This is a genomic window from Parapedobacter lycopersici (assembly GCF_024643285.1).
GTDB lineage: Bacteria > Bacteroidota > Bacteroidia > Sphingobacteriales > Sphingobacteriaceae > Parapedobacter > Parapedobacter lycopersici.
Genome location: NZ_JAMSLW010000003.1, coordinates 95,153 through 120,173, shown reverse-complemented (window position 1 = coordinate 120,173; position 25,021 = coordinate 95,153). Strand labels below are relative to the sequence as shown.

The following is a 25,021-nucleotide window of genomic DNA, read 5'->3' as shown; positions in this document are numbered from 1 at the left end:
TGAACTACCTGATAATGAACGTGAATAAAAATCTATATATAGTTTGTTTTATATAGTTGTTTAGTTTAGTTAGTGAAACCCCGCTGATGTGAATCACCGGGGTTTATTTTTTACCCCGACACAAACGCTTCCATTGTCAAACGTGCCGCATGTATCCGGTATCCTTCCAATAAAGACGGCCCTCATGCATCAGGGCAACCGTTTGGGAAATCCGGGAAACCGCCTCTGCGGAACAGCTTGCATCTACCAATACCAGCTCGGCATCATCACCCACTTTTGGCCATTGCATCGTTCCGTCATCGGTTAAAGGAAGTACGTTTCGCGTAGCAAAACCCAATGTTCTGGAAAGGTCAAATTCGGTCACCCAGCCATACAACTCAGCCATCAGGTTAGCTTTCTGCAGCATATTTCCCGTGCCAAATGTACTCCAGTAATCCTGAACATTATCATTGCCGACAAGCACCTCGACACCATATTTCATCAGCGCAGGGATTGGCATCACCGCACCGTGGAATGGAATGGAAGAAACGATTCCAACATTGGCCTCGACCAATTTTTCTGCAATTCGTGCAATTTCATCCGGCTGGAGGTAAGCCAGTGCAAACGCATGGCTCACGAACGTCTTCCCTTGTAGCTGCGGGTTCTGCAGCACCTGTTCTGCTAGGTATTCCATCGTCCGTATACCCTCTTTTCCGGCATCGTGCAGGTGAATATCAATTCCCTTATGGTGATCCATTGCCAGCTGAACCGTAAAATCAATTGCCTTTTCAATGGCAGCGTCGATGCTGAAAGGATCCAGTCCACCAATGAAACCTACGTGTTCCAGCTGCGCAGCTTCCTTCAACAAGGGGGCCGAATCTGTGTAGTAAAGTCCATGTTGCGGAAAAGCAACCAGTTCAGCTTTAAAACGTTCCTTTTTGTGATCCAGCGCTTCTAACAGGTGTTCAAGTGAACGGAGCCCGGATGTGGTATCCACATTGAAGTGCGTCCGGGCAAACGTGGTACCGTAATGTTGCAGGAGGTCAATCAGCAATTCTGCCCGGCGGGTAGACGTTTTAAGCAACTCCGGGATGATTTCCTGTTCATATGCAATCATATCCTGAACGGTACGTCGCTTTGGTGAGCGTGCCTGCCAGGGCAAACCGTACAAGGTTTTATCAAGGTGTACGTGCATATCCCTGAATGCCGGCAGCATCAGCAATCCTTTCGCGTCAACCGCATCCGCGGAGTGTTCATTATTTGGGGCTATCCCGGTTATTTTTCCGTCATTGATCTCCATGCAGAACAAATCGGTTTGCGTACCCGTGACTCCATTTTCATCCGTGATAAACGCCGTTTCCAAGCGGACATTCTTTATTGTATACTTATTCGCCGCGAGCGCGGCATATGTTGTTTCCATACGATTACGATTTCGTTGTCAATTATTACCCACTCACTTCCAATAAGTGGGGTATCCGGAGTCTACGGTTTCAGGATATCCACAATTGCGCTAAAACCTCTTGACCGGGCATGCTGCAGTGGCGTTACCCCATCGTGATCAGGAATATTAAGGTCTGCTCCCGCCGTTTTCAGAAGCCGTACGATCTGCTGGTAACTTTCACTTCCATCGCCCAGTACAATAGCTTCCATTAATGCTGTCCAGCCCAACCGGTTAACATGATCAATGGGATAGCCGGTCGTCTCCACCAGCAACCGGACGGTTTCTACGTGACCGCGTTCACAGGCCGGTATTAACGCAGTGCCGTAATACCGATTAAAAACGTCGAAACGGGCGCCGTGGCCCAAGAACAAGCGAACAAGCTCCGTTTGACCGCTTGCACCCGCATACAGGAACGGACTATCCAAATTATCGGCCTGCTGATTCACATCCGCTCCATACTTAACCAAAAGCTCCGCCATTTCAGTGTGCCGGTTATTGGTTGCAATCAATAACAGGGAACGTTTGTTTTCATCTACGGTGTTGACGGCAGCACCTTGCTCCAGTGCCGCCTTCACCCCCGGAACATCGTTTTTCCTCACTAAGCTTAACATATTCTGCATTCCTTCTGCGTTCAAATTTCCAGTTGTTGAGTGACACGAGCCCCCCGTTATCAGGAGGGCCAGTAAAAAAGAGAGCGCTTTCATCATTAGGCAATATCAGTGAAAACAAGATTACCTTGATAGATCAGTGACCTGACGGGTGAAATCCGTGAAACGGCTTCTGCGGAACAGCTCGCATCCACCAGCACCACATTGGCGTCATCCCCCGCTTTTGGCCATTGCTGTACCCCGTTATCATCCAGCGGCAACGGACCGGTTGTTGCCAGCCTTAACATCCTGGATAGGCCAAATTCTGTTGAATGGCCATACAGCTGTGCAGCAAGATTAGCCTTTTGCAGTACACTCCCCGTTCCAAACGTATTCCAGTGGTCAACAATGCTGTCATTTCCGGTCATTACCTTCACATGGTGCTTCAATAACGTGGGAATCGGCATCGTCAACCATCCGAAAGGAATGGTGGATACAATGCCAATTTGCGCAGCACTCAGTTTTTCGGCCATTTCCTCCTGCTTTACCTCATCCAGTTTTCCTAATACGAAGCAATGGCTCACGTAGGTTTTTCCTTTCAGTACCGGGTTTTCATTTACCTTATCAATCAGGTATTCCACCGTCTTCAATCCCGATTCGCCCGATTCATGCAGGTGAATATCAATGCCCTTGTTATGATCTAAAGCCAATTGTACGGTAAAGTCCATGGCTTTCTCAATAGCGCCGTCAATTGAATACGGATCGACCCCGCCGATAAAATCAATATCCATTTTGGCCGCTTCTTTCAGGTAAGGTGCCGTATCCGTATAAAATACACCGTGCTGTGGAAAAGCCACCAATTCGGCCCCGAACACCTTACGCTTATTTTCTAAGGCTACATGAAGGTTCTTGAGCGAATCCAATTTCGAGGTCGGTTCAATGTTAACATGGCTGCGGGCAAATGACGTACCTTTCGATTGCAGTAATTCAATGAGTTTTTCGGCCTTATAAGTCGAATTTCCAAGCAGTTCCGGCAATATCCGCTGCTCCAGCGCGATCATCCCCTTGACGCCCCCAGCTCCGCTTCTCACGGCCTGCCAGCGGTCGCCATAAAACGTCTTGTCCAGGTGGATGTGCATATCGCTGAACGACGGAAGCATCAGCAGGCCCTTCGCATCCACTGCATCAACATCAGGCTGATTGGGGCTTATCGCTTCAATCTTGCCGTCTGCTATCGTCACCGAAAAAAGTGCCGTTTCCGTAGCAATAACCGCATCACCGTCATATACAAAACCGGTTTCCAAGCGAACGTTTTTTAACATATAGCGGCCGGCAGGTTGCACGATTCCCCCCTTTGTGTTTTCAACCGTCTTTCCCTGGCTTACCTTTAATGTTCCGGGTACAACAGCCAGTCCGGCCAGAGCCAGTGTTGAGCTTTTGAGAAAATCTTTGCGTGATATTGCTGGCTTTTCCATTTTTATTCCTGTTTTTGTTAATACTTACTTACAACGATTAACCGCCGGAGCTCCGGTATTAACCGGAAAAAACACGGTTAACTCCATCAGCAATGGTACCTATGCTTCATCGTTAGGTAAATTACCAAAACAGCGGACGGGATATTGACAAAGGTACATGGTTCCGTACCTTAAACCGATGGGTAATTTCTGCCATTCCTTGTAAAATTTATCACTTTGTCCGGAATGCGGTCGGTGTCATCCCCGTCTGGCTTTTAAAGAAATTTGAAAAATAGGCATGGTCTGCAAAACCTAATTCAAAAGCAATCTCCTTGATCGAAAAATCCGTACCCTGAAGCAATCGTTTAGCTTCTATGCAGACCCGCTGGTGAATGAGCTGTGTAGCCGATATTTTCAATTGTTTTTTACAAAGTATATTCAGGTAATTGGCCGAAATATGCAGCTTATCTGCATAAAAGGCGACAAATTTCTGTTCCTTGAAGCAGTCATCGATCAACATATTAAACTTCGCCAGTCTGGGATTCGACTGATAAACTTTAAATTCCGCGAAAGTATCCTCCGCCTCGCGGCTTACAATGGCCGCGATGACGGCCGCACGCGCGTTGATCAAATGCACCAATGAATTAGCCGCCTTCAATTCATTCCTAATGGCATTGAATTCATAAAGCAAAAGCTCAAACGCGCTGTCGGTCAGCCGGATTACCGGATGGTTCTGGTAATTGGTAAAAGAAAATCGGAAATACGGAGCAAACTGTTCAAAAAACGGACGTTCTACCATTAGCTGATATCCGATTGTTCCAGGCTCAATATCCCATTTGTGGATCTGCCCCGGAAACAACACATGCACCTCATGGTTACCCAATGGATACGCTACGGAATCTATGGTATGTACACCCGAGGCCCGGTCAAAGAGTATGATGATAAAAAAATCATGCTTATGTGCTTTTTCGATGTGCCGTTCGCCGTGGAGCTCATTAAACAGGATCTCTTCGCGCCCGGCGGCCTGGTCTTTCCGGAAGCCCGCTATACCGATATTAGGGGCAGTACCACCTGTTTCATGTATATGCTCCATATCAACCATTTGCCATTAGCAATACAGCCAGCCGGATCGCTTTCCCTATTGAGAAACAGCGACCCTAAACGCCCAGCGTTTACGATTGTGAAATTTATAAAAAAAATCGGAATGTTTATGCAACAACGAACGCATCAATTGGCAGGTCACGTTTCGGTGACCGCAGCGGAATCAGCTGGGGTTACATGGCTATTACAGCATTGTGATATCAAGGTGTTCATCGGCAGCCGGTTCTGCTGATTCCGATTGAGCGAAGAGATCCTCCATCTTGAAACTGAAGCTGCCATACAACTCCAGGTTACTGGGTTCCGCTTCAAAATTCAGGCGGGCCAGTTCATACTGCTGTGTGTTGAGCAACCGTGTGAAAGCCGTACGGTATTTATCCGCGATGGGGACAGACGGCGGAAATTTCTGTGCCAGCGCATCCACCTGTCGGCCGTGTTTCCAGAACCGGTAGCACACATGCGGGCCGGTAGCCAGTCCGGTACTGCCCACATAGCCAATAACCTGTCCCTGACTCACCCGTTGACCACGCTTCACCGCCCTCCGGCTCATGTGCAGGTACTGGGTGGTATACACGTTATCGTGCTGTACCTTCACATAGTTGCCGTTGCCGCCGCTGTAAGTAGCCTCGACAACCACGCCATTAGCCGTCGCTACAATTGGCGTACCGTGCGGGGCGGCAAAATCCGTTCCCAGGTGTGCTTTCCAGCGGCGTTGCACCGGGTGGAACCGCCGCATGGTATAGCGCGATGAAATGCGGGTATATTTCAGCGGTGCTTTCAGAAATGTCCGGCGGAGACTTTTGCCGTTTTGATCATAATAGGAGCCGTCGGTACCGTCATCCGGCTGGAAATAATAAGCCTGGAATTCCTCCCCATCGTGTGCAAATACCGACGATATGATTTTCCCGGCGCCTATGGGATTGCCTTCCACATATTTGCGCTCATACACGAGTTTAAACCAGTCGCCTTTATTAATCTGGTAAAAATTAACCGCCCATCCATAAATCTCGGCCAGCTGAACAGCTAAGTCCGGGTTCACGTTTTCTTTCTGCAACGTTTCATAAAGCGAGCTGTTGATTATGCCCGCCACCGTTTCTATCTGGGTAACTACCTCTTTCTGGCCGGCATGAACCGCAATGGTATCCCGCAGATCATATACGATATAATCAACCGCATTCGGCTGGTATACGAAATAAGCCGCTTTTCCGGCATTGTCTTTAAAAACCGTGTATTGATTCCCCGCCCCGATCCTCCGGACATCGTAGACCGGTTTAGATTTTGCGGCGATGGCCGAGATCGTCGGCAGATCGACATGATATCGCTGTAAAATATCGGAAAGAAACTCATTCCGCCTCACCTGATGCTGTTCCAGCTGATAAGTGTCGGCGGACAGTCCGAAAACCAATTGCTGCTCTGCAGCGGCATCCTGCTGCCCAGCGGTCTCCGACAAGGTTTCGGGAGTAGTATCAAACGAGGAAAAAACAATGAAACCGGCGCCCAATACAAGGACAACGAGCACTAAAAGTGCCAGTACATTCTTTTTTAAAGTCATTTTTTCTTGTAGGTAGTCAGCATCTCCAAAAGCTGATTCGGTATTTACTGTAAGTAATTGGCAAGTTCATTCACACACATGTCACTGCCCCACTTTATTTTTAGAAACACAAAGAAAACAATTTTATTGTATTAACGGCAAACTTTAACATATTTGTTGCTGTTATCAAGGTAACTCGAGGGTCCGGTTTCCGCACAACACGATGGCTTACTGCCGCAGTTATTCCTGAGCAAGATAGTCCAGCGTTATGTTTGATAATGCCCTGACACCCAATAAAAAACCACTTTCATCAAGATAAAACCCGGGTGTATGGTGCGAGGGTGCTGCTTCAGGGTCCTGTCCCTTCGGCATTCCGCCCAAAAAGAAATACAATCCCGGTATCTCCTCCTGAAAAAAGGAAAAATCCTCAGCACCCGTTACCGCTTCACGAAGAAACACATTCGCTTCTCCGGCGGTTTGCTTCAATGAAGGGAGCATTTTTTCAGTCAGTTCCGGATCATTGTACGTCACCGGATAGCGCATACTGAACGGAATAAGCACTTCGGCCTCCGCTCCTGCACTTTCGGCTGTTTTAGTAACCACCTGTTTCACCCGGTTGACAATCAACTGTTCGTCTGCCGCACTCAACGCCCGGATGGTTCCCAGCATTTCAACAGTTGACGGAATAATATTGGAGCGGTTGCCCCCATGAATAGCACCGATGGTAACCACACCGGGATTTCGGGTCACATTCAGGTTGCGGCTGATGATGGGCTGGAGGTTATTGATTACCTGGGCAGCTACGACGATCGGATCAACAGATGACCAGGGATCCGCACCATGGGCAGATTTGCCGTTAATTGTGATTTTCATATCGTTGACGCTGGCCATTGTACCGCCCGGCCGGTAGCCGATTTTCCCCACTTCAATCTGTGAGTTGATGTGAAGTCCGAAAATGACATCAGCATCAGGATGCTTCAGCACACCTTCCGCCACCATCAGCTTGGCTCCTCCCTCTTCGCCAACTGGCGCCCCCTCTTCTGCTGGTTGAAAAATAAACTTCACCGTCCCCCGGATATCGGCTTTCATGGTCGATAAAACCTCGGCGGCACCCATAAGCATGGCCATATGGGCATCGTGTCCGCAGGCGTGCATAACACCCACCTCTTCACCGTTATACTCCGTTCTGACCCGGGATGCAAATGGCAGGTCCGTGGTTTCCGTAACCGGGAGGCCATCCATGTCTGCGCGTAGTGCAACCACCGGCCCGGGTGCTCCGCCTTTTAAAATACCGACAACGCCCGTTTTGGCAACGTCGGTCTGCACCTCCATGCCCAGCGAGCGCAAGTGTTCCGCAATGATGGTGGCTGTACGGGTCTCGCGGTTGCCAAGTTCGGGATGTTCATGAAAATCCCGCCGCCAGGCGATCACCCGGTCTTCCATGCCACTGGCCAGTTCATCCACACGTGCCCGGTATGCCGGCTCCTGGGCATGCAATGCAGTCGCAAAAAGAACGCCCAAAAGGCAAGCCGATATGGTCCTTTTCATATTTTTAGGGTTTATTTAGCGCTAAAGATACAAAAGTCAGCCCAGTTTTGCCGGCAACTGGCCCAAAAATGAAGATACCCCATTTACCGCAAACACAAAAAAAAGTCAGCGACCTGCAGACTTGCAGCGTCGCTGACACCAACTATATAAACATGATGAAAAAATGGACTAAGTGGCAAGCGGAGGTCCTACCGGTATTTTAATCGGCTTTATCTCCTCCGTATATTCATGTTTCCGCGCGGTGAACGTACACTCCAGGTATTCCCCCATGTGCAGGTTTCCGGAGATGGTATTGCCGGAATCGCCGGTTACCGTACCCGAAAACGAATACACCAGCGAGTCTCCCGGCCTGCGGAATACGCTGCGGAATTTTATCGAGTCGCCTTCAATGGAGCCAACCAGTCCCCGGCTGTGAAAATCACCCTGGTGAATACCATTTATCCAGTTCCCTTTCTGTTCCAGCAGAAAAACATGCGTACTTTCCCCATGGAAAAAGTGGATGGTCACATCCCAGCGGCCGTCCAGCTGATGTGCGGCAGCAGCCATCGTCTTCGGTTTCGGTGTACGTTTCTTGGAAAGCAGCTCGTGAATCCGGTCGGCGACAATCCGGTCGTTTCCATCCTGCATCTGAAAAGCGGTAATGGTAATACTGGTGGCACCGTTTTCTTTCAGTTCACCTGCCTGCAGCGCAATACGTGGTTTCGTATGGGCCAATTCATCCGCAAACTCCTCACCGGTTACATGCAGCGCATTAGCATCCCAGCTGATGGTAAGCGTAGGACTGTGATTGGACAAAGCCGTGGGCTCCTGAACCTCGGTGGTTATGCCGGGCACAGCAGAAACCCGTTTTTCAATCGTATCCAGCCAGGAAAGCCATTTTTGCCATTCCTTCTGGTGATCGCGCTTAATCCATGCTTCAACGGCAGCAACCATCCCCAGCGTTTCTTCGCGACCCACCTTATCGTTACGGCCGATGCCATGGTGCGGCGCACTCGCCTGCCACGCAGCCTGAAGAATGCTTTTCTTACCCAGTACCAAGCCTGCACCCTGCGGACCGCACATCACCTTTCCGCCACTGTAAGTCACTACATCGGCACCGCGTGCCAGGTGAACATTGGGAATGGTGAGGTCCTCGGCCGCGGCGTCAACCAATACCGGCACATTCCAGGGTTTCGCAACAGCGACGATCGACTCGGTAGATAGCGGTCCGGAATCACTTGCATTATGTGCCAGCAGGTAGATCATCGCCGTTTGCGGGCCGATTGCTGCCTTAAGCTCGTCAAGCGTTTCCACGGTAACGACACGCACGCCGACGTTGCGTATCGAATGGTCGTAATTATTACGGGAGTGCCGGGGAATGATGACCTCCGTTTTATCGAATCCCCTAATATCAGGCAACTGAATCAGCTTTTCGGGGTTTCCGCCGGTAACACAGGCTACCGTAACGTGTTTCATTCCTGCCGCACATCCAGATGAAACCATGCCCCATTCGGCGCCGGTCAGGTCAGCAAGGTGCTGCCCGACACCTGCGGCAAGTTCATCATATTGCACAAAATAATTGGCTGCGGCGTGAATGGCGTCCTTCACCTCCGGTAATTCCGCCGACCCCCCGATGATGGTAAACGTACCCCGGCAGTTGATCACCGGTTCCACACCGATAGCCGTATAAATTTCCGGGCCGGCAGCGTTGCCGGCAGTCTGATTGGCCAGCACATTCAGCAAACGGGTCCTTGAATCCTGTACAGTCGCATTTTTCGCTAAAGACACCCCCGAAAGGCCGGCGATGGGAAGTACGCCCAGTGTTTTTATTACATCTCTTCTTTTCATTATTTTTTTGGTTTTTAAGTGTATGCAATCCGGAAACACTGGATTACATCATCATTTAGTTCTTATTGATTTCTTATTTTTTCACCACCTTTTCCCGGATTTTCCTGACCTCACTCGGCGTTATCGGACTGGCATCGTTATCCCACCGGCTCCGGATGTAGGTAATAATGGATGCCGCTGCATGGTCATCCAGAATGTTGGCGTGCGGGGGCATAATTCCGTTATATGTTTTCCCTTTGACGGTTATTTCGCCCTGTAACCCGTTCAGTATGATATCCACCAGTGGCTCAACCGGACCGGTTACCCGGTCTGATCCGGCGAGCGGCGGATACAGGTTATTATCGCCCATCCCGTTACGCTGGTGGCACGAAGCGCAATAGGTATCATAGAGGATACCGCCTTCCAGCATACTTCCCTTATCCAGTTCGTCAACACCTTCCTCCGGCGTCTTAATATACGACCGGGAACGCTGTTTCTCCGTCACCGCCAGTTCGTTGGCTCCGAAGGCCTGCCTGTCGCCCTTAAACATGATGCGCCAGATTCTGCCGTCATTTGACTCCGATATATAGAGCGACCCGTCAGGGCCCTCGGCCAATCCCATCGGGCGGTACACCGCATCACTTGTATTCTCTACGGTATCCACACCCGTAAATCCATCTGCAAACACTTCCCATTCTCCCGCTTTTCCGTCTACGAGCGGCACAAAACACACGATGTATCCGGCTTGCGGGTAAGGAGAGCGGTCGGTTGAGCCGTGGAACGCAACAAATACCCCCTGTTTATACCGTTCGGGGAATTGGTTACCCTGATAGAACAGGATATCCATTGGCGCCCAGTGCCCCGGAAAACCCACTACGGGGAGGTCAAAATCCGCGGCACGCCCCTGCGTTTTTCCGTCACCGCCGTATGCGGGTGCCAGCACGTTCTTCCCCTGTAGCTGATCATAATAGCCGTACGGCCAGCCATAATCGGCACCCTCCGTCACCCTCACCATTACTTCAGAGGGCAGCACCGCCCCTTGCCATGCCGTAAATTTATCCGGGTAGATCGTATGAAAATTGTCGATACCATTTACAACCGCGTACAGGTGATCGTCCAGCGGGCTCCACGTCATCCCAACCACACTGCGCAGGCCGGTAGCCACCTGCACGCCATCTTCCTGGGTCTGCCCCTCCTTAGCGGCATCAAAACGCCAGATGCCCGCGTGTTTTTCCCGTTCCGGGGAAGGATCCAGTCCTTTTCCCCCGGGAGTGCCTGTCGGACCATACAGCGCCTTGTCCTGACCTGCGTCGGAAGGCGCGCCGAACGGAATGTACATATTGCCATGCCGGTCGAATGCAGGTGGTTTGGTCGTGTGCCAGTTCCTGCCCACATTAGGGTCGTTATCCGTCAAAATGACTTCGGTCCGGCTTGTCGGAACCAGTTCCCCCGGCTGAAGTTTATTGCGGAGTACCTGTTTTACCGAACTGGTATAAAGATATCCATCGTGAATGGTCATGCCCACCGCCAGTCCACCGAGGTCTTCATAATCGCCGAAGCGCACGATGGAATCGATCTTGCCGTCACCATCCAGGTCACGCATCGCCACCGAGCCGCCTTCGTCCTTTTTGGACATGCGGAATTTGGCATAAATATCCCCATTTTCGTTCACGGCAATATGCCGCGTGGGGCCTACACTGTCAATTACCGTCAGCGCCTCAAAGCCCCCCGGCAGGATCAGTCCGCCGTTATCGGAATCGCTTGCAGGCAGCGCTGTGCCATTTGTGTTATTGCCGTTACAGGCAACCGCCATGCAGGCCATCAGACAGCCACCAAAAAACCAGGAGGCAGCTCGCATGCGGTCAGTCATTTTTGTTATTTCGTTCATTTGTTAAATTAAAAAGTCGTTATTTCAATCAAGTTTAATTGGCCGGGGCGTCAATCCATTTACCGGAGATCCCGTTAAGATCCCACACGATCCGTCCCGCCCGGACGGTTATTTCCGCCTCAAATTTCCGGGTTCCCCTCAGGGTTTCCCTTGCCGAATCCATAAAGCCGAAATCTCCTTCCCGGATCCGCAGCACCGCGATATCCGCCGGTGCCCCCACATCAAGATTGCCCAGATCGTCACGTTTGATGGCCGTGGCAGCACCCCATGTAGCTGCGGGGATAATTTCGTCCAACGGCATACCCATGGCCAGAAACTTAGACATGATATTCAGCATGTCTTTCATACCGGAGTTCATACTAAAGCGGTGGAGATCCATGCCAAAAGCATCGGGATAAAAACCCTGCCGGACGGCAGGGATTGCCTGGTTGAACCAGAAACCGGCGCCGCCATGACCCACGTCGAATAATACCCCCCGTTTGCGCGCTTCCAGCACAAACGGACGCACCTTACCCTGTTCATCGGTAATGGGCATGCGTTCGCTTACCTGTTCATAGGTATGGGTGATGATATCGCCCGGGCGCATTTTTTTCAACTGATCCTCCAGCGTGTATTCCGGCAGGTGACACTCCACAAACAGCGGTACCCCGGCCAGTGACGCCGCTTCCAGCGCCCGGTCAAAGGGTGTCCAGTCCGTACCCAGGTAATGCCCGATTTTTACACCTACGATGACATCGGAATAATCTTTGATTCGCGTCGATGTGAGCCAGGCATTCATATCCTGCAGGTCCTGTTCACCCGGGGAGCCCACCATCCCGGCCCCGGCGATATTCAAAAATGCCAGTACACGGGTCTGCACCTGGTCAATGACCTGCTTCTTAAACAACGGGAAACTCCGCCAGCCGGACGTACCGGCGTCCACCACCGTGGTAATGCCCGACCGGAAAGTGAAATCATCCGGTGAAACACTGGAGATGCCATTTGCAAACTGACCCGCCTCACTGCCCACAAACACATGGGTGTGAATGTTAATCAGTCCGGGAGTAACCAGCAAGCCATTGGCATCAATCACCTTTTTCGCATCGCCGGCCGGAATGTCCGCGGCCACCAGCGCGATGGTATCGCCCGCCACAGCCACATCCATGACGCCATCGCGTCCGTTTTTGGGATCAATGACGTGCCCGCCTTTGATTAACAAATCGTAAGACTGGCCAAATAACAGCATCGGGCAGCTTAACGTCACCAACCAGCAATTGAGCGCAATCAGGAATCGCAGCACACGGGGTTTAAAATCGGTATTATTCATGGTTATTCTGCTTACTTATTGTTCGAGAATCATCGCATCGTCCCATTTCCTGCCGGCACGGCCATTCAGGTCCCACATAACCCTGCCCGCACGGATGGTAATTTCAGCTTCCAGCTTCTTATCCCCTTCCAGGGTGACACCGCGTACGTCCAAAAACCCGAACTTACCTTCCCGCAGATTAAGTACCGTGATGTCAGCCTCGCTTCCCACACTTAAATGGCCGAGGTCCGGCCGGCTGATTACCTGCGCCGGGCGCCACGTCGTTTTCAGGATAACCTGTTCAAGCGGCATACCAAGCGTCAGGAATTTGGACATGACGTTATCCAGTCCTTTCATTGCCGCGTTCATACTTTGGGTATGCAGGTCGGTGCTGATGACATCAGCCCAAAAACCATCGCGCGTGGCAGGGATAGCCTGGCGCCAGGAAAACGCCCCACCGCCGTGGCCAACGTCAAAAATAATTCCCCGCTTCTGGGCCTCAAACACGAAGGGCTTCACATGACCCTTTTCGTCCACGATCGTTTCCCTGTTTTTCGGTCCATAAGAATACGTATGCGTAAACGCATCACCCGGACGGAGAATGTCCATAAAGAGCTTTTCAATGGAAAGCGGGGGCTGGTGCTCGCCAAAATCCACCATTACCGGCACACCGGCGAGGTTTCCAGCTTCCACAGCGCGCTCCACCTGGGTATAATCACCCCAGTAATGCGCGGCTTTAATACCCACGATAATATCCGGAAAAAGTTCCTTGATCATATGGGCCGTCATCACCGGATTCATATCCGAGACATCCTGCTCTTCAAACCGGCCCAGCATCCCGATCCCTACGATATTCAGGAACGCCAGCACCCGGGTGCTCGAACGGTCGATGGTCTGTTCTTTAAAGTCCCGGAAATTCCGCCAGCCGGATGATCCGGCATCGACCAGGGTTGTTACGCCCGTCCGAAAGGAAAATCCATCCGGGGCCACGCTCGTGTGCCCATCGGCGATGTAGGACATGGGGTTGGTTCCATTGAACACGTGGGCATGCATATCGATCAGTCCCGGGGTTACATACAGTCCCGTTACGTCGATGGTCTTCCTGGCCGATGATTCAGGGATGTTTTTGGCAACCTGGAAAATTTTCCCATCGGCTACGGCAACATCCATCACCTCATTGATGCCGTTCTTCGGATCGATGACATGCCCGCCCTTCAACAGCAGATCAATATCCTGGGCCTTTACCAGGGACATCGAAAATAAACAGATCAACGGGAATAATATCCATTTATACATCAATCTGTTAACGTTTCCGTTTTTCCACCTAAGCTTGTTGGTTAAATTGTAATTACACATTTAGTTGTTCAAATTATATATTAAAAATCTGGTTAATTCTTGCAACGAACATTGGTGGAGATAGCGCTATTGCTACCGGTAGCCATACCCTAATTTCCTTTATTATTTTATGTCCCACCATAACCGCGTTCCCGCATGATCCGGACCGTCCAGCAGCGCCACCGCAGCTTCCACAGCCTCCGCGTTCCGGTCCCGGTCGTAATTCAAAAATGGAATGCGCCTGATGACTTCATCAGCAGGAACATTCGGATTATCGGAATGGATCAGTGGATAGGTCTTCGGATAGCCCGACCGCCTTATTGAGGCCCAGGCTTCATGTCCTTCAGGAAAAAGTGCCAGCCATTTTTGAGTCTGTACTTGCTCCATTTGTTCTTCCGGATCTGAGGAAAAACGTACTGGGATATCGGTGAGCGCAGGCGTATCGAAATAGCCCCCCGGAGCAGCCGGTAACGACGTCCCATTAATATACGCCTGGATAACGTTGCCATCTTCGATTTTCCAGGTACGCAGGGATAGTTCAATACCTTTTTCATACAGACTCTTCGCGTCACCCGCCATATTCCAGCCCAGCAATGTCCCTTCGGCTCTCAGGAAATAGGCCTCTGCGGTATACATGACGGTAGCCGGAGTGGTTCCACGATTTTGCGGGAGTAAATAGTCGCTCGGGCCCGAAGTATTATCCGGGGAGTTTTCATCAGCTACGATCTCCGCGACATTCATTCCGTTGCGTACACTGGCATATTTGCCGGTATTTATAGCCGGTTGCCAGTACTTGCTCAGCCGTGGATCATTATAGCCCACCAACAGGCTCTCCATGGTAGCGCTCATCCGGAATTCATTCCAGCCGGACTGACGGTTGAACCCGTTATAATTCACTGGCGATACAGTTAGGTAAGCATCGTCACTAAGATCGGCCATCACGCCTTCCGCCACAGCCGTTTCAGCTTCCTGCTGCGCCATCGCGGGCTCTACATCAGCAACCCGGAGCGCCAAGCGCAGGCGGAGCGTATTAGCAAACTTCAGCCATTTCGAGTTATCGCCCCCAAAAATCATATCCTTATCCCCGTACGAAGGGATGCTGATGTTCTCCTTAATAATCGCCGTTGCTTCCTTTAACTCCTTAAACAGGTCGTAATAGATGTCTTTTTGGGAGTCATAATGCACCACCAACGTGTCCTGCCCAATTTTGGAATAGGGGATCGGGCCATAGTAATCGGTAGCCCGATGAATCACAAATACTTTCCAAACCCTTGCTATAGCATTCAAAATCTGGCTTTCAGGTTCCGGTGCATCGGTTTCCCTGATGATTGCCATCAAAGGGGGGAGTGCCCGGGTGTAGGTAGCTACCCATTGGTATTGTACCCACTCCTGGGCAATATTATACCGGTCAGTTGGGTCAAAAGTAGCCGTAATGGCAGAATACTGTGCAAACAGGTCCGCAAAGAAACCCTGTGCATATTGATAGTCAACTCCCCTGCCGCAATACATGCCCGAATACAGTGCATTGGTAAACAACCCTTTAACATCCTCTGCATTGAGTGATTCGAGCCGGTTTGGATCAGTATTTAATTCTTCATAATTTTTAGTACAACCTGCTGACAACGCCAACACAAGCGCAATCAAACAAGTGTTAAAAATTTTTATTGATATCGTTTTCATTACAATTCGTCAGATTATTGATGAGTAATTTAGAATGTCACATTGAGGTTAAACCCGAAGGTCCTGGTCGACGGAAGCGATGCATATTCCCTTCCTTCGCCGTTGAGCCCCCTGGTGATTTCCGGATCGACAGGGGCTTCCCGACTGAAAAAGAACAGGTTCCTTCCGACCAGTGACAACCGTATATTTTTTACCACCGTGTTGCTGAACAACCGTTGCGGCAATTGGTAACCAAGCACCACCTCACGGAGCCTCGTGTTGGTACCGGAATAGCTGTAAAATCCAGCAGATGGATAGCGGCCACCAATCAGGCTATAGTACTTTTGTGCAGATATGGCCTGTTGGTTCGGCTGGCCGTCACGCGTGTAGGCGTCCAACACCATTCCATTTTCCCGTCCGTTTAACGATTCCTTCGAATGACCGTACGCATCGATTAACGCCTGTGTACCGGATATGAGGGCACCGCCCTGGCGATGGTCGATCAAGAAGCTCAGCGAAAAGTCGCCATAGTTAAATGAATTGCTTAAACCCAGTGTATAATCCGGATTGTAATTCCCAATATAAACGTCCAGTCCATCTGTTAAAATCGGTGTACCGTCGTCTTCTACCAGTTTGCGGCCCTGATCATCCGTCTGCCAGCCGCGCACGTACATATCTCCATAGCTCCTGCCCTCTTCAACCATCACTAAATACACGTTATCGCCATCGGCAAGCACCACTGATTTCATTTTTTCAGTCAACTCCTCTACCCTATTTACATTCTTCGCATAATTCACGGCGGCATTCCAGCGGAACGCATTGTTTCTCACGATATCCACATTGGCCGCAACTTCCACCCCACTATTCCTGATCAGCCCGGCGTTGATGTATTTTTCATCAAATAATGTTGCCGGGGGCAATCCGATTAGCAGCAGCTGATTTTTTGTATCCGTATTATAATACGTCGCGTCAATATTAAGCCGGTTATTAAAGAAACGCCAATCGAGCCCGATTTCATAAGACGTTGTCAATTCAGGTTTATACGTACCTAATGACTGTACCGTTGGCGTAATGATGGCACCTCCCGGTCCAACCGAATAGTAATTCCGATCCAAATATTCCGTTCCGCCGTATCCGGAATTAGCATAGGTTAACCGTATCTTTCCGTAGGAAATCCATGCCGGCATCGTCATCATGTCCGAAACCACGGCAGACAAACCCAGCGACGGGTAGAAATAAGACTGCTGGTCGGCCGGAAGTGCCGACGACCAGTCATTCCGGGCAGTGACATCCAAGAAAAGAAAATCACGATACGCTAATGTAACCACCCCATATAACGATTGCACACGGGGACTCCTGCCAAAAGCATTAGTAACAATCGGTGCTTTTGCATTGCCCATAAAGAAATAATTCGGCTTATTTAATCCCGTAGCGTCACCTGAAATCGATTCATACTTTCTTTCCTGCAGCGAAGCTCCTACGTTACCCGAAAGATTGAATAGGGGCCCGATTGGCCGGTTAAATGAGAGCAACGCATCGATATTGATGGCTTGGCTTCTGTTCTCACCGTATTGATAATTCGAACCAACCTGGCTAAAATAACTGTCAGCGTATGTTTTTCGATCGGATTTTTGAATGATCTTGTCCATGCTTCCCCGAAGCTGGATGTTTAACCAATCCTTCACATCATACTTTACCGAAAATAAGCCCAGTACCCGGTCCCGCTTCTGGAAATTCAGTACCCGGTTCAGCGCCCAGTATGGGTTTAGCAGCACCGAAGAACCCGGTTTCCAGTAACTCTGTTTTTCTATACCGTTTTCCAGGTAGTTGAATTCCTGCATCTCCGACAGCGGTATAGACACAGGGGCACTGTATATCGACGGCAGCACATAAGTACCGGCATCTCCTGGTGATACCCGGTTGTCTACGTCTTCGTATATGTAAGTCAATTTCGTTGAAAAGGTCAATTTGGAGAATACCGTCTTATCTATCTTAAGATCTACATTATGCCTTATTAGGTCATTGTTGCGGATAATTCCCTGTGCCGCCATATTGCCATAGGCAAAAAATGCCTGCATATCTTCTCCTCCCCCGTTTATGCTGATGGAGTTATTGACCGTTGTGGCCGTTCGGAAGAAATCCTGCAGGCGGTCGGGTTGTCCGGTAAAGGGCACCGAATGACCATTCCATAATGTCACCGGCTGACCATCTGTTTTCGGTCCCCAGCTATTCTCGGAACTGGCGTTATAAATCCCTTCGTCACCCTGTCCATATTCATATTGCAGTTCGGGCATTACGGCAGCCTGATCCAAGTTAACACCACCCACATAGTTTACAAATGTCTGTCCGGCTACCCCTTTCTTTGTGGTAATAATAATCGCACCGTTCTGCCCCTGACTACCGTACAACGCAGCGGCAGATGCCCCCTTCAACACCGTCATACTTTCGACATTGTCAGCATTAAGCATCTCCACACCACCATTCAACGGCACACCATCCACAATGTATAATGGCTGATTGCTATTGGTAATCGATCGGTTACCCCGTAACAGAACCTTGGATTCGCCGCCCGGGCCCGTTGCATTCCGGGTTACCGTAAGACCGGCAACCTTCCCCTGTAAGGAGTTGATCACATTGGTTTCCTTCGCTTGGCTGACATCATCGGACGAGATATTCTGTGCGGAATAGGATAGCGATTTTTTCTCTCGTGTAATACCAAGCGCAGTTACAACCACCTCCTCAAGATCTGAATACGTCGGTATCAATACAACTGTTATCGTTTGTTGACTGCCCAACGATACTTCTTTTTGTTCATAGCCAATATTACTAAAAACGAGTGTCTGGCCCGATGCTGCATTGATTTCAAAGGCTCCACTGGCATTGGTTGCCGTTCCCCTTGACGTTCCCTTTATCGAAATAGTAACGCCTTGTAAAGGCTGTCCAAGCGAATCAGTAACACGGCCCGTAATCACCGTTTGCTGCATCATGCCAGGCACACGCACTTCCGGCTTCTTGATCACAACCGTCTTATCGTCATTAAAAACGAACGTAAAGCCTTGCCCCGCGAAACACTGTTGCAACACCGATTCAAGCGGTTCGTTCTCCACCGATAAGGTTACCGGACCTACTGCTTCCATTAGCTTTGCATCATAGATAAAATCATACCCGCACTGCTGAGAAAGACGGTACAACACTTTTTCAATAGGTGCACGCGTCACTTCAATACTAATATGCTGACCCCGGCTTGCTATCGCCACTTGCATAAAGACAAGAGTAAATAACACGGTGGCCTTCATGGTCAGCAGAAATTTAGATGAATAGAAAATTGTCTTTCTGCAATGTTTTGCAGTAAAAAGTTTATACATTTGAATTGGGTTTAATTAATAACTTGATTTCTATTGGTTCGTTAGTTACCCCATATGTTCATCTGATGAACACGGACCGGGAGGCGGAGCAACGCCACCCGGTTTTTTTGGCAACCCAAGCAAAAATTGGTTTTGTATTCTTTCCCTATAATTTAGTCTCCTTTCCAAATTGAAGTTTTAATTGCCAATCCGATACTTGCCTATAAGGCATTTAGGTCTATCCGGATTACACTTCTAAAGACACATGACTAGGAAAAAAGTGGATAGCTCCAGTTATTGTCGTTATCCGTCGTGTATGGAGTACGTGTCATTCAAAAGTTATCGTTAAAAATGCAGCCAGCTCGTGAAAGGAATGTTTAATCCCCGGTGTCCATGACCATTTCACCTGTGTACCTGAATCGTAGTCTATCCGGCAGAAATTGGCATGCCATACGGTACCGCTCACGGGTACCGTATGGCCGCCATCTGCCAATAAGGTAAACGGAAAATACATTTCCGCCGACCAGCCTACAATTTCACCTTCCGCTCCGCTTGATGGTAAAGCCACGTTTACGGCTTTCCTTACCCGGCGGGCCCCTTCATATCGTTCGGGAAAACCCGAACGGGTTTGCCCATCCTTCCGGCTGATAAAAAGTACCAGCTCCCTGTTCAACGGATTAATTTCATATTCAACATACGAAACTGCCATACCGTTCTTACTACCAGACAGGTTTATATCGGTATCCGGGTGAAAGAAAACTTCAAAAACATCACCGTTCCACAGTTCACCGAAGTCTTCGTCGTAAACCGTTGTGATGCGGCGGTCCTCCCCTTCAAACAGCACGTAAATTCCCGTGTTGGAATAGCAGATTTTAAATTTACTCGCATAGGCTGTCCCACCGTCATCCAGTTTTGTCATGGACTGCCAGGAAACCGCTTCCCATACCGGGTGGCTGCCCGTTCCGGTTAGTTCGAAATCCTCGACTTTCGGTACGGACAGTGGTACGTCATCAGACACACCCGTGGCGGGGATGGCGTTCACCGGCCCGATGGACAATATAACGAATACCAGCTGAACAAATCGGTTTAAATACAGGCTTACACCAGGCATCGCGTTGGTTAGTTAACTTCGCCCACTAATGTGATTGTTCCATTTGTATCCCACCACAGCGGGGTAGCCGCATTGTCCGGGCCGCTTAGCAACGACTCAGCCGCCGTTACGGCCGGCCCGTTACGGTCGCGGTCATAATTAACAAACGGGATCCGGCGGATCATCGTATTTGCCGGCACATCCGGATTGTCCGAGTGGACCAGCGCATACAATTTCGGGTATCCCGACCGCCGTACTTCGGCCCAGGCTTCATACCCATCCGGAAACAGCGCGAGCCATTTCTGCGTCAGCACCTGTTCGCGCTGTTTTTCAGGGTTCGTTGCAAACTGTACCGGAATATCCGTTAGCGCCGGCGTATTGAAATAGCCGCCGGGTGCCCCGGGCAGGCTTGTTCCATTGATGTAATCGTTAATCACATCCGCGTTGTTAATTTCGTTGGTACGCATAGACATCATAATCCCCTGCTCATACAATTCCTTAGCCGTTCCACCCATGTTCCAGCCGTTCAATGCACCTTCCGCCCGTAGGAAATAAGCTTCTGCGGAGTACATCACCGACATTGGCGTAATTGCCATAGATTCAGGCATCAACCGCCTGGCCACATTTGAACTGTGGTCATAGTCGTTTTGGGGCAGCATCTGCTCTGCCGGCACCATTCCATTGCGCACCCCTTTGTATTCTCCGGTCAACACCGCCGGCTGGAAATACCGGCTAAGCCGCGGATCGTTGTATCCCGTCAACAGGCTTTCCATGGCTGCGCTCATCCGGAATTCGTTCCATCCGGAGATATACGCCAATTGATTCACGTTATTGGTCGAAACAGCCAGGTAAGCATCTTCCGAAAAATCCGTCAATACACCATTTGCCACAGCCGTTTCGGCTTCCTGTTTCGCTTTTTCCGGTTCCGCCTGTGAAATACGCAGCGCCAGCCGCAGCCGCAGTGTATTGGCAAATTTCAGCCATAGCGCATTATCCCCGCCATAGATCAAATCCTGCTCGCCATAGGAAGGCCGGTCGAGGTTGCTGCTCAATGTCGCTGTTGCTTCATCCAGCTCCTTAAAAAAATCGAAGTAAATGTCCCGCTGGTCGTCATAGGCGATGGTTTTTTCCGTCGAGCCGATTTGCGAATAGGGAATCGGGCCAAAATAATCCGTTGTGCGGTGGAGTACAAACACTTTCCAGATCCGGGCAATGGCATTTAACGTGGGGAAATCACCGCCAGCCGTTTCATTGACGATAAAATACAGGGAAGGCATGGTTGCGATATACGTGTTAATCCAATGATCCTGTACCCAGTTCTGCACAATCGAATAACGGTGGGAGGCAAAGGCTGTCTGCGTACCGGCGTAATATTGCGCATATTGATCGGCAAATAAGTTCTGTCCGGTCTGAAAACGAGGTGCCCCGTCCGGAGCGGCAACACCATTATAAAGTGCATTCGAAAACAGTCTCCGGATGTCTTCCGGCTCAAGGGAGACCAACCGGGTCGGATCGGTATTGATGTCTTCAAAGTTCTTGGTACAACCGACCACCATAGCCAATAGGCAAAGTATAAATATGCTTTTTCCTTTTGACGGTACTAATTTCTTTCTCATTATAAAAAACTATAAGGGTTCTCTTGATTCAAAAACTAAAACGACAATCGCAGGTTAAATCCGAAGCTTCGGGTAGACGGGAGGGAACCGTATTCCAAACCGCCGCCGTTACCCGTGCCCAACGTCAATTCGGGATCAAACGGTGCGTCACGCTGCAGGAAGAACAGGTTTCTTCCCACCAGGGATAAACGGGCGGCTCTGATAAACTTACTGCCGCTCAGCAATTCGCTCGGAAGGCTATAACCCAGTACCACTTCGCGCAGGCGAAGATTGGTGGCCGAGTAGGTATAAAGTTCGCCTGTTGGATAACGGTCGCCAATGGCGCTCCAATACGTCTGTGCGGAAATCGTCTTGTCATTACGTTCGCCATCTACCGTATACGCATCTAGTATCAACCCGTTTTCCCGACCTTCAAGTGAGTTCCGGGAGTGGCCATCTGCATCGATCAAGGCCTGTGTACCGGAAAGCACTACACCGCCGTTCCGGTAATCCAGCAGGAAACTGAGGGAAAAGTCGCGGTACCGGAAATTATTGGAAAACCCAAGCATGTAATTAGGGTTAAAGTTACCCACCAACAGGTCCTTTCCGGCTGTGAGTAACGGCGATCCGTTATTATCCACCAACCGCCGTCCCTGCTCATCCCGGCGCCATGCTTTCGAATACATATCGCCATAACGGTCGCCTTCGGTCACCCGGATGGTTGCCAGGCGATCGTCGCGTATAATTACCGAGCTGATATCGTCGGTCAGGCGGATGATCTTATTGTTATTTTTTGCGTAGTTAACGGAAACGTCCCAGGAGAAATTGGTCGACCTAACCGGGGTAGCCGTAATTAGCGCTTCCACGCCATAATTCTGGATTAACCCTGCGTTGATGTAACGCTGATCGTACAACGATGCCGATGGGGCACCGATCAACAGCAGTTGGTTTTTGGTGCGGCTATCATAGTAAGTCACATCAAAGCCAAACCGGCTGTTGAAGAACCGCCATTCGAGTCCCACTTCTGTTGAGCTGGTGATTTCAGGCTTATATGTATTGAACGACTGGATAGTTGGCGTAAGAATCAGGCCGCCTGCACCCACGGTATAATAATTCTGGTTCAGGTACTGGTTTCCGCCTGAACCGGCATTGGCATAAGACACCCGTGCTTTTCCGTATGAAATCCATGAAGGCATGGTAAACATATCCGATAGGATACCGATCAGACCGACAGAAGGATAAAAATAAGACTGGTTTCCCTCGGGCAATGCCGATGACCAGTCATTCCGTGCGGTCACGTCCAGAAACAGGTAATCGCGGTAGGCCAGCGTAGCGGTCGCATACAGGGCCTGGATCTGCGGGCTCCTGCCGTGATCGGTGGTGACAATCGGTGCCTTGGCATTCGACATTTCGAAGAAATTCGCTTTATTCAGGCCATTCGCATCTGTATAGACCTCCTCGTACCGGCTTTCCTGGATCGATCCCCCTATATTTCCCGTAAATTTCAGATCGGGGGTAAAATCATGTCGGAAAGAGGCCAATGCATCCATGTTCGTTGCATAACGGTTGGTATTCCGAAGGAAATAGTTCGCACCAACCAGGCTATAATACGAATCGGCATAGACCCGCCGGTCCCATTTCGTAATGGTTTTGTCAATACTGCCACGCACGAGGATATCTACCCAGCTGGCCAGTTTATACGTAGCCGACAGCAATCCCAAAACACGGTCTTTCCGCTGGTGATAAATATTGCGGTTCATGTAGAAAAAGGGATTGCCCAATACCGAGGAATTGGGTTTCCAATAGCTTTGCATGACATCCCCTTCGTCATTCACGTATTCAAACTTTTCCATTTCGCTAATGGGGATGGAAGTTGGCGCACGGTAAATCGAGGTTAATGAAAACCCGGTTTCCCCAAGCGAGGGCCGGTTAAATACATCGTCGTAGATGTAACTGATTTTGGAGTCGAACGAAAGTTTCGACGACAGCTGGTTGCTGATCTTGAAATCGAAGTTATGCCGGGTCAGGTCATTATTCTGCATAATGCCGCCCGCCAGCATGTTGGCATACGAAAAATAGGTTTTGATGGTTTCCGTACCGCCGGTCAGCATCAGCGAATTGCTGAATGTCTTTCCCGTCCGGAAAAATTCATCAAAACGGTCGGGTTGTCCCACCAGGGGGACGGTGCTGCCGTTCCAGAGTGTTACCTCCTGGCCGTCGGCTTTAGGGCCCCAGCTGTGTTCTGAGTTGGGCGAAAACACGCCAGCCGATCCCTGGCCATATTCATATTGGAATTCGGGGAGCGCTGTGGGGCGATCCCAGGTAAATCCCGTCGAAAAATCCACCGCCAGCGGCCCAGCCTCCGGACGTTTCGTGGTAATGATAATGGCACCGTTCTGTCCGGCACTGCCATACAGCGCCGCCGCCGAAGCGCCTTTCAGCACAGTCATGCTCGCAATATCATCGGAGTTGATCATACTGATGCCGCCATCGAGCGGTACCCCATCAATGACGTATAACGGCTGGTTGTTCCCTGTAATCGACCGGTTTCCGCGCAACACCACGCGTGATTCTCCACCGGGTCCTTCCGGGTTTTTGGTAATGTTAACACCGGCCACCTTACCCTGCAGCGAGTTGATCATGTTGGATTCCTTCGCTTGGCTGAGCTGGTCGCCGCCTATGTTCTGGGCCGAGTAGGAAAGCGATTTCTTTTCCCGGGTTATACCCAATGCAGTAACTACCACTTCTTCCAGATCCGAATACGTTGGCGCTAATGTAATAGCAAGGCGCTGTTGATTGCCGACGGTTACCTCTTGATTTTCATATCCAATATTACTGAATACGAGCACCTCGCCCGGCTTTGCGTCGATCTGGAATTGACCTTCCGCATTCGTCGCCGTGCCACGCTGGCTACCTTTCACCAAAATCGACACCCCTGTGAGTGGACGTCCTGTGGAATCAACAACCGATCCCGTAACCGGTTGCTGCAAAATGGGTGCTATAAAAGGCGGCGTTCGGCGTTTTCTAATGACGATTGTCTTATCTTCGTTAAACACAAATTCAAAAGGCTGTGAGGCAAAGCAACGCTGGAGCACCGACTCTAAGGACTCGTTATTCACATTCAGTGTGATTAACGTCATTTTCTCCATCAACTTAGCGTCATAAATAAAATCATAACCACTCTGTTGAGAAAGTTCATACAGTACCTTGGTTATCGGCTCTCGCGTCACCCGAATACTCACTTCTTGTCCCCGGCTGGCCATCGCTACTTGTACAAACACGAAGGTGAGCAATACCATTGCCTTCATCATCAACAAAAATTTGAATGAATAGAAAATTGGTTTCCTGCAATATTTTGCAGTAAAGTTTTTATACATTTGA

General features: G+C 50.0%; 15 protein-coding genes. All 15 read right to left on the bottom strand.

The window, feature by feature from the left end:
• Window positions 1–136 precede the first annotated feature (136 nt).
• The 15 genes from NEV57_RS07250 to NEV57_RS07180 all read right to left on the bottom strand — a co-directional run bounded on the left by NEV57_RS07250 (window position 137) and on the right by NEV57_RS07180 (window position 24,951).
• The gene (locus NEV57_RS07250; RefSeq protein WP_257657644.1) at window positions 137–1,399 is read right to left on the bottom strand and encodes an amidohydrolase; all 1,263 of its coding nucleotides are present in this window, start codon (window positions 1,397–1,399) and stop codon (window positions 137–139) included.
• A 62-nt stretch (window positions 1,400–1,461) separates the two neighbouring features.
• Entirely contained in the window at window positions 1,462–2,124 is a 663-nt protein-coding gene (locus NEV57_RS07245) for an ankyrin repeat domain-containing protein (RefSeq protein ID WP_372340070.1), read from the bottom strand.
• Window positions 2,125–2,126: 2 nt separating this feature from the next.
• The gene (locus tag NEV57_RS07240; protein ID WP_257657642.1) at window positions 2,127–3,482 is read right to left on the bottom strand and encodes an amidohydrolase; all 1,356 of its coding nucleotides are present in this window, start codon (window positions 3,480–3,482) and stop codon (window positions 2,127–2,129) included.
• A gap of 211 nt (window positions 3,483–3,693) precedes the next feature.
• Window positions 3,694–4,554 carry an AraC family transcriptional regulator gene (locus NEV57_RS07235; protein ID WP_257657641.1) on the bottom strand — a complete coding sequence of 287 codons (861 nt, stop codon included), beginning with the start codon at window positions 4,552–4,554 and terminating at the stop codon, window positions 3,694–3,696.
• Window positions 4,555–4,746: 192 nt separating this feature from the next.
• Entirely contained in the window at window positions 4,747–6,111 is a 1,365-nt protein-coding gene (locus NEV57_RS07230) for a M23 family metallopeptidase (protein ID WP_257657640.1), read from the bottom strand.
• 219 nt (window positions 6,112–6,330) lie between these two features.
• Window positions 6,331–7,638 (bottom strand): amidohydrolase, encoded by a 1,308-nt coding sequence (locus NEV57_RS07225; protein WP_257657639.1) that lies wholly within the window; start codon window positions 7,636–7,638, stop codon window positions 6,331–6,333.
• 168 nt (window positions 7,639–7,806) lie between these two features.
• The gene (locus NEV57_RS07220) at window positions 7,807–9,465 is read right to left on the bottom strand and encodes an aminotransferase class V-fold PLP-dependent enzyme (protein ID WP_257657638.1); all 1,659 of its coding nucleotides are present in this window, start codon (window positions 9,463–9,465) and stop codon (window positions 7,807–7,809) included.
• Window positions 9,466–9,538: 73 nt separating this feature from the next.
• The gene (locus NEV57_RS07215) at window positions 9,539–11,332 is read right to left on the bottom strand and encodes a PQQ-dependent sugar dehydrogenase (RefSeq protein ID WP_257657637.1); all 1,794 of its coding nucleotides are present in this window, start codon (window positions 11,330–11,332) and stop codon (window positions 9,539–9,541) included.
• Between the two features lie 34 nt (window positions 11,333–11,366).
• Window positions 11,367–12,638: an amidohydrolase/deacetylase family metallohydrolase gene (locus NEV57_RS07210; RefSeq protein WP_257657636.1), complete on the bottom strand. Its 1,272-nt coding sequence runs from the start codon at window positions 12,636–12,638 to the stop codon at window positions 11,367–11,369.
• A gap of 15 nt (window positions 12,639–12,653) precedes the next feature.
• Window positions 12,654–13,913, bottom strand: coding sequence for an amidohydrolase/deacetylase family metallohydrolase (locus NEV57_RS07205; protein ID WP_257657635.1), 1,260 nt, complete (start codon window positions 13,911–13,913; stop codon window positions 12,654–12,656).
• A 162-nt stretch (window positions 13,914–14,075) separates the two neighbouring features.
• Window positions 14,076–15,596 carry a SusD/RagB family nutrient-binding outer membrane lipoprotein gene (locus NEV57_RS07200; protein WP_257657634.1) on the bottom strand — a complete coding sequence of 507 codons (1,521 nt, stop codon included), beginning with the start codon at window positions 15,594–15,596 and terminating at the stop codon, window positions 14,076–14,078.
• A 65-nt stretch (window positions 15,597–15,661) separates the two neighbouring features.
• The gene (locus NEV57_RS07195; protein WP_257657633.1) at window positions 15,662–18,874 is read right to left on the bottom strand and encodes a SusC/RagA family TonB-linked outer membrane protein; all 3,213 of its coding nucleotides are present in this window, start codon (window positions 18,872–18,874) and stop codon (window positions 15,662–15,664) included.
• A gap of 409 nt (window positions 18,875–19,283) precedes the next feature.
• The gene (locus tag NEV57_RS07190; RefSeq protein WP_257657632.1) at window positions 19,284–20,066 is read right to left on the bottom strand and encodes a carbohydrate-binding family 9-like protein; all 783 of its coding nucleotides are present in this window, start codon (window positions 20,064–20,066) and stop codon (window positions 19,284–19,286) included.
• Between the two features lie 8 nt (window positions 20,067–20,074).
• Complete coding sequence (locus NEV57_RS07185; RefSeq protein ID WP_257657631.1) at window positions 20,075–21,661, bottom strand: SusD/RagB family nutrient-binding outer membrane lipoprotein; 1,587 nt, start codon at window positions 21,659–21,661, stop codon at window positions 20,075–20,077.
• Between the two features lie 35 nt (window positions 21,662–21,696).
• Window positions 21,697–24,951 carry a SusC/RagA family TonB-linked outer membrane protein gene (locus NEV57_RS07180; protein ID WP_257657630.1) on the bottom strand — a complete coding sequence of 1,085 codons (3,255 nt, stop codon included), beginning with the start codon at window positions 24,949–24,951 and terminating at the stop codon, window positions 21,697–21,699.
• Window positions 24,952–25,021 lie beyond the last annotated feature (70 nt).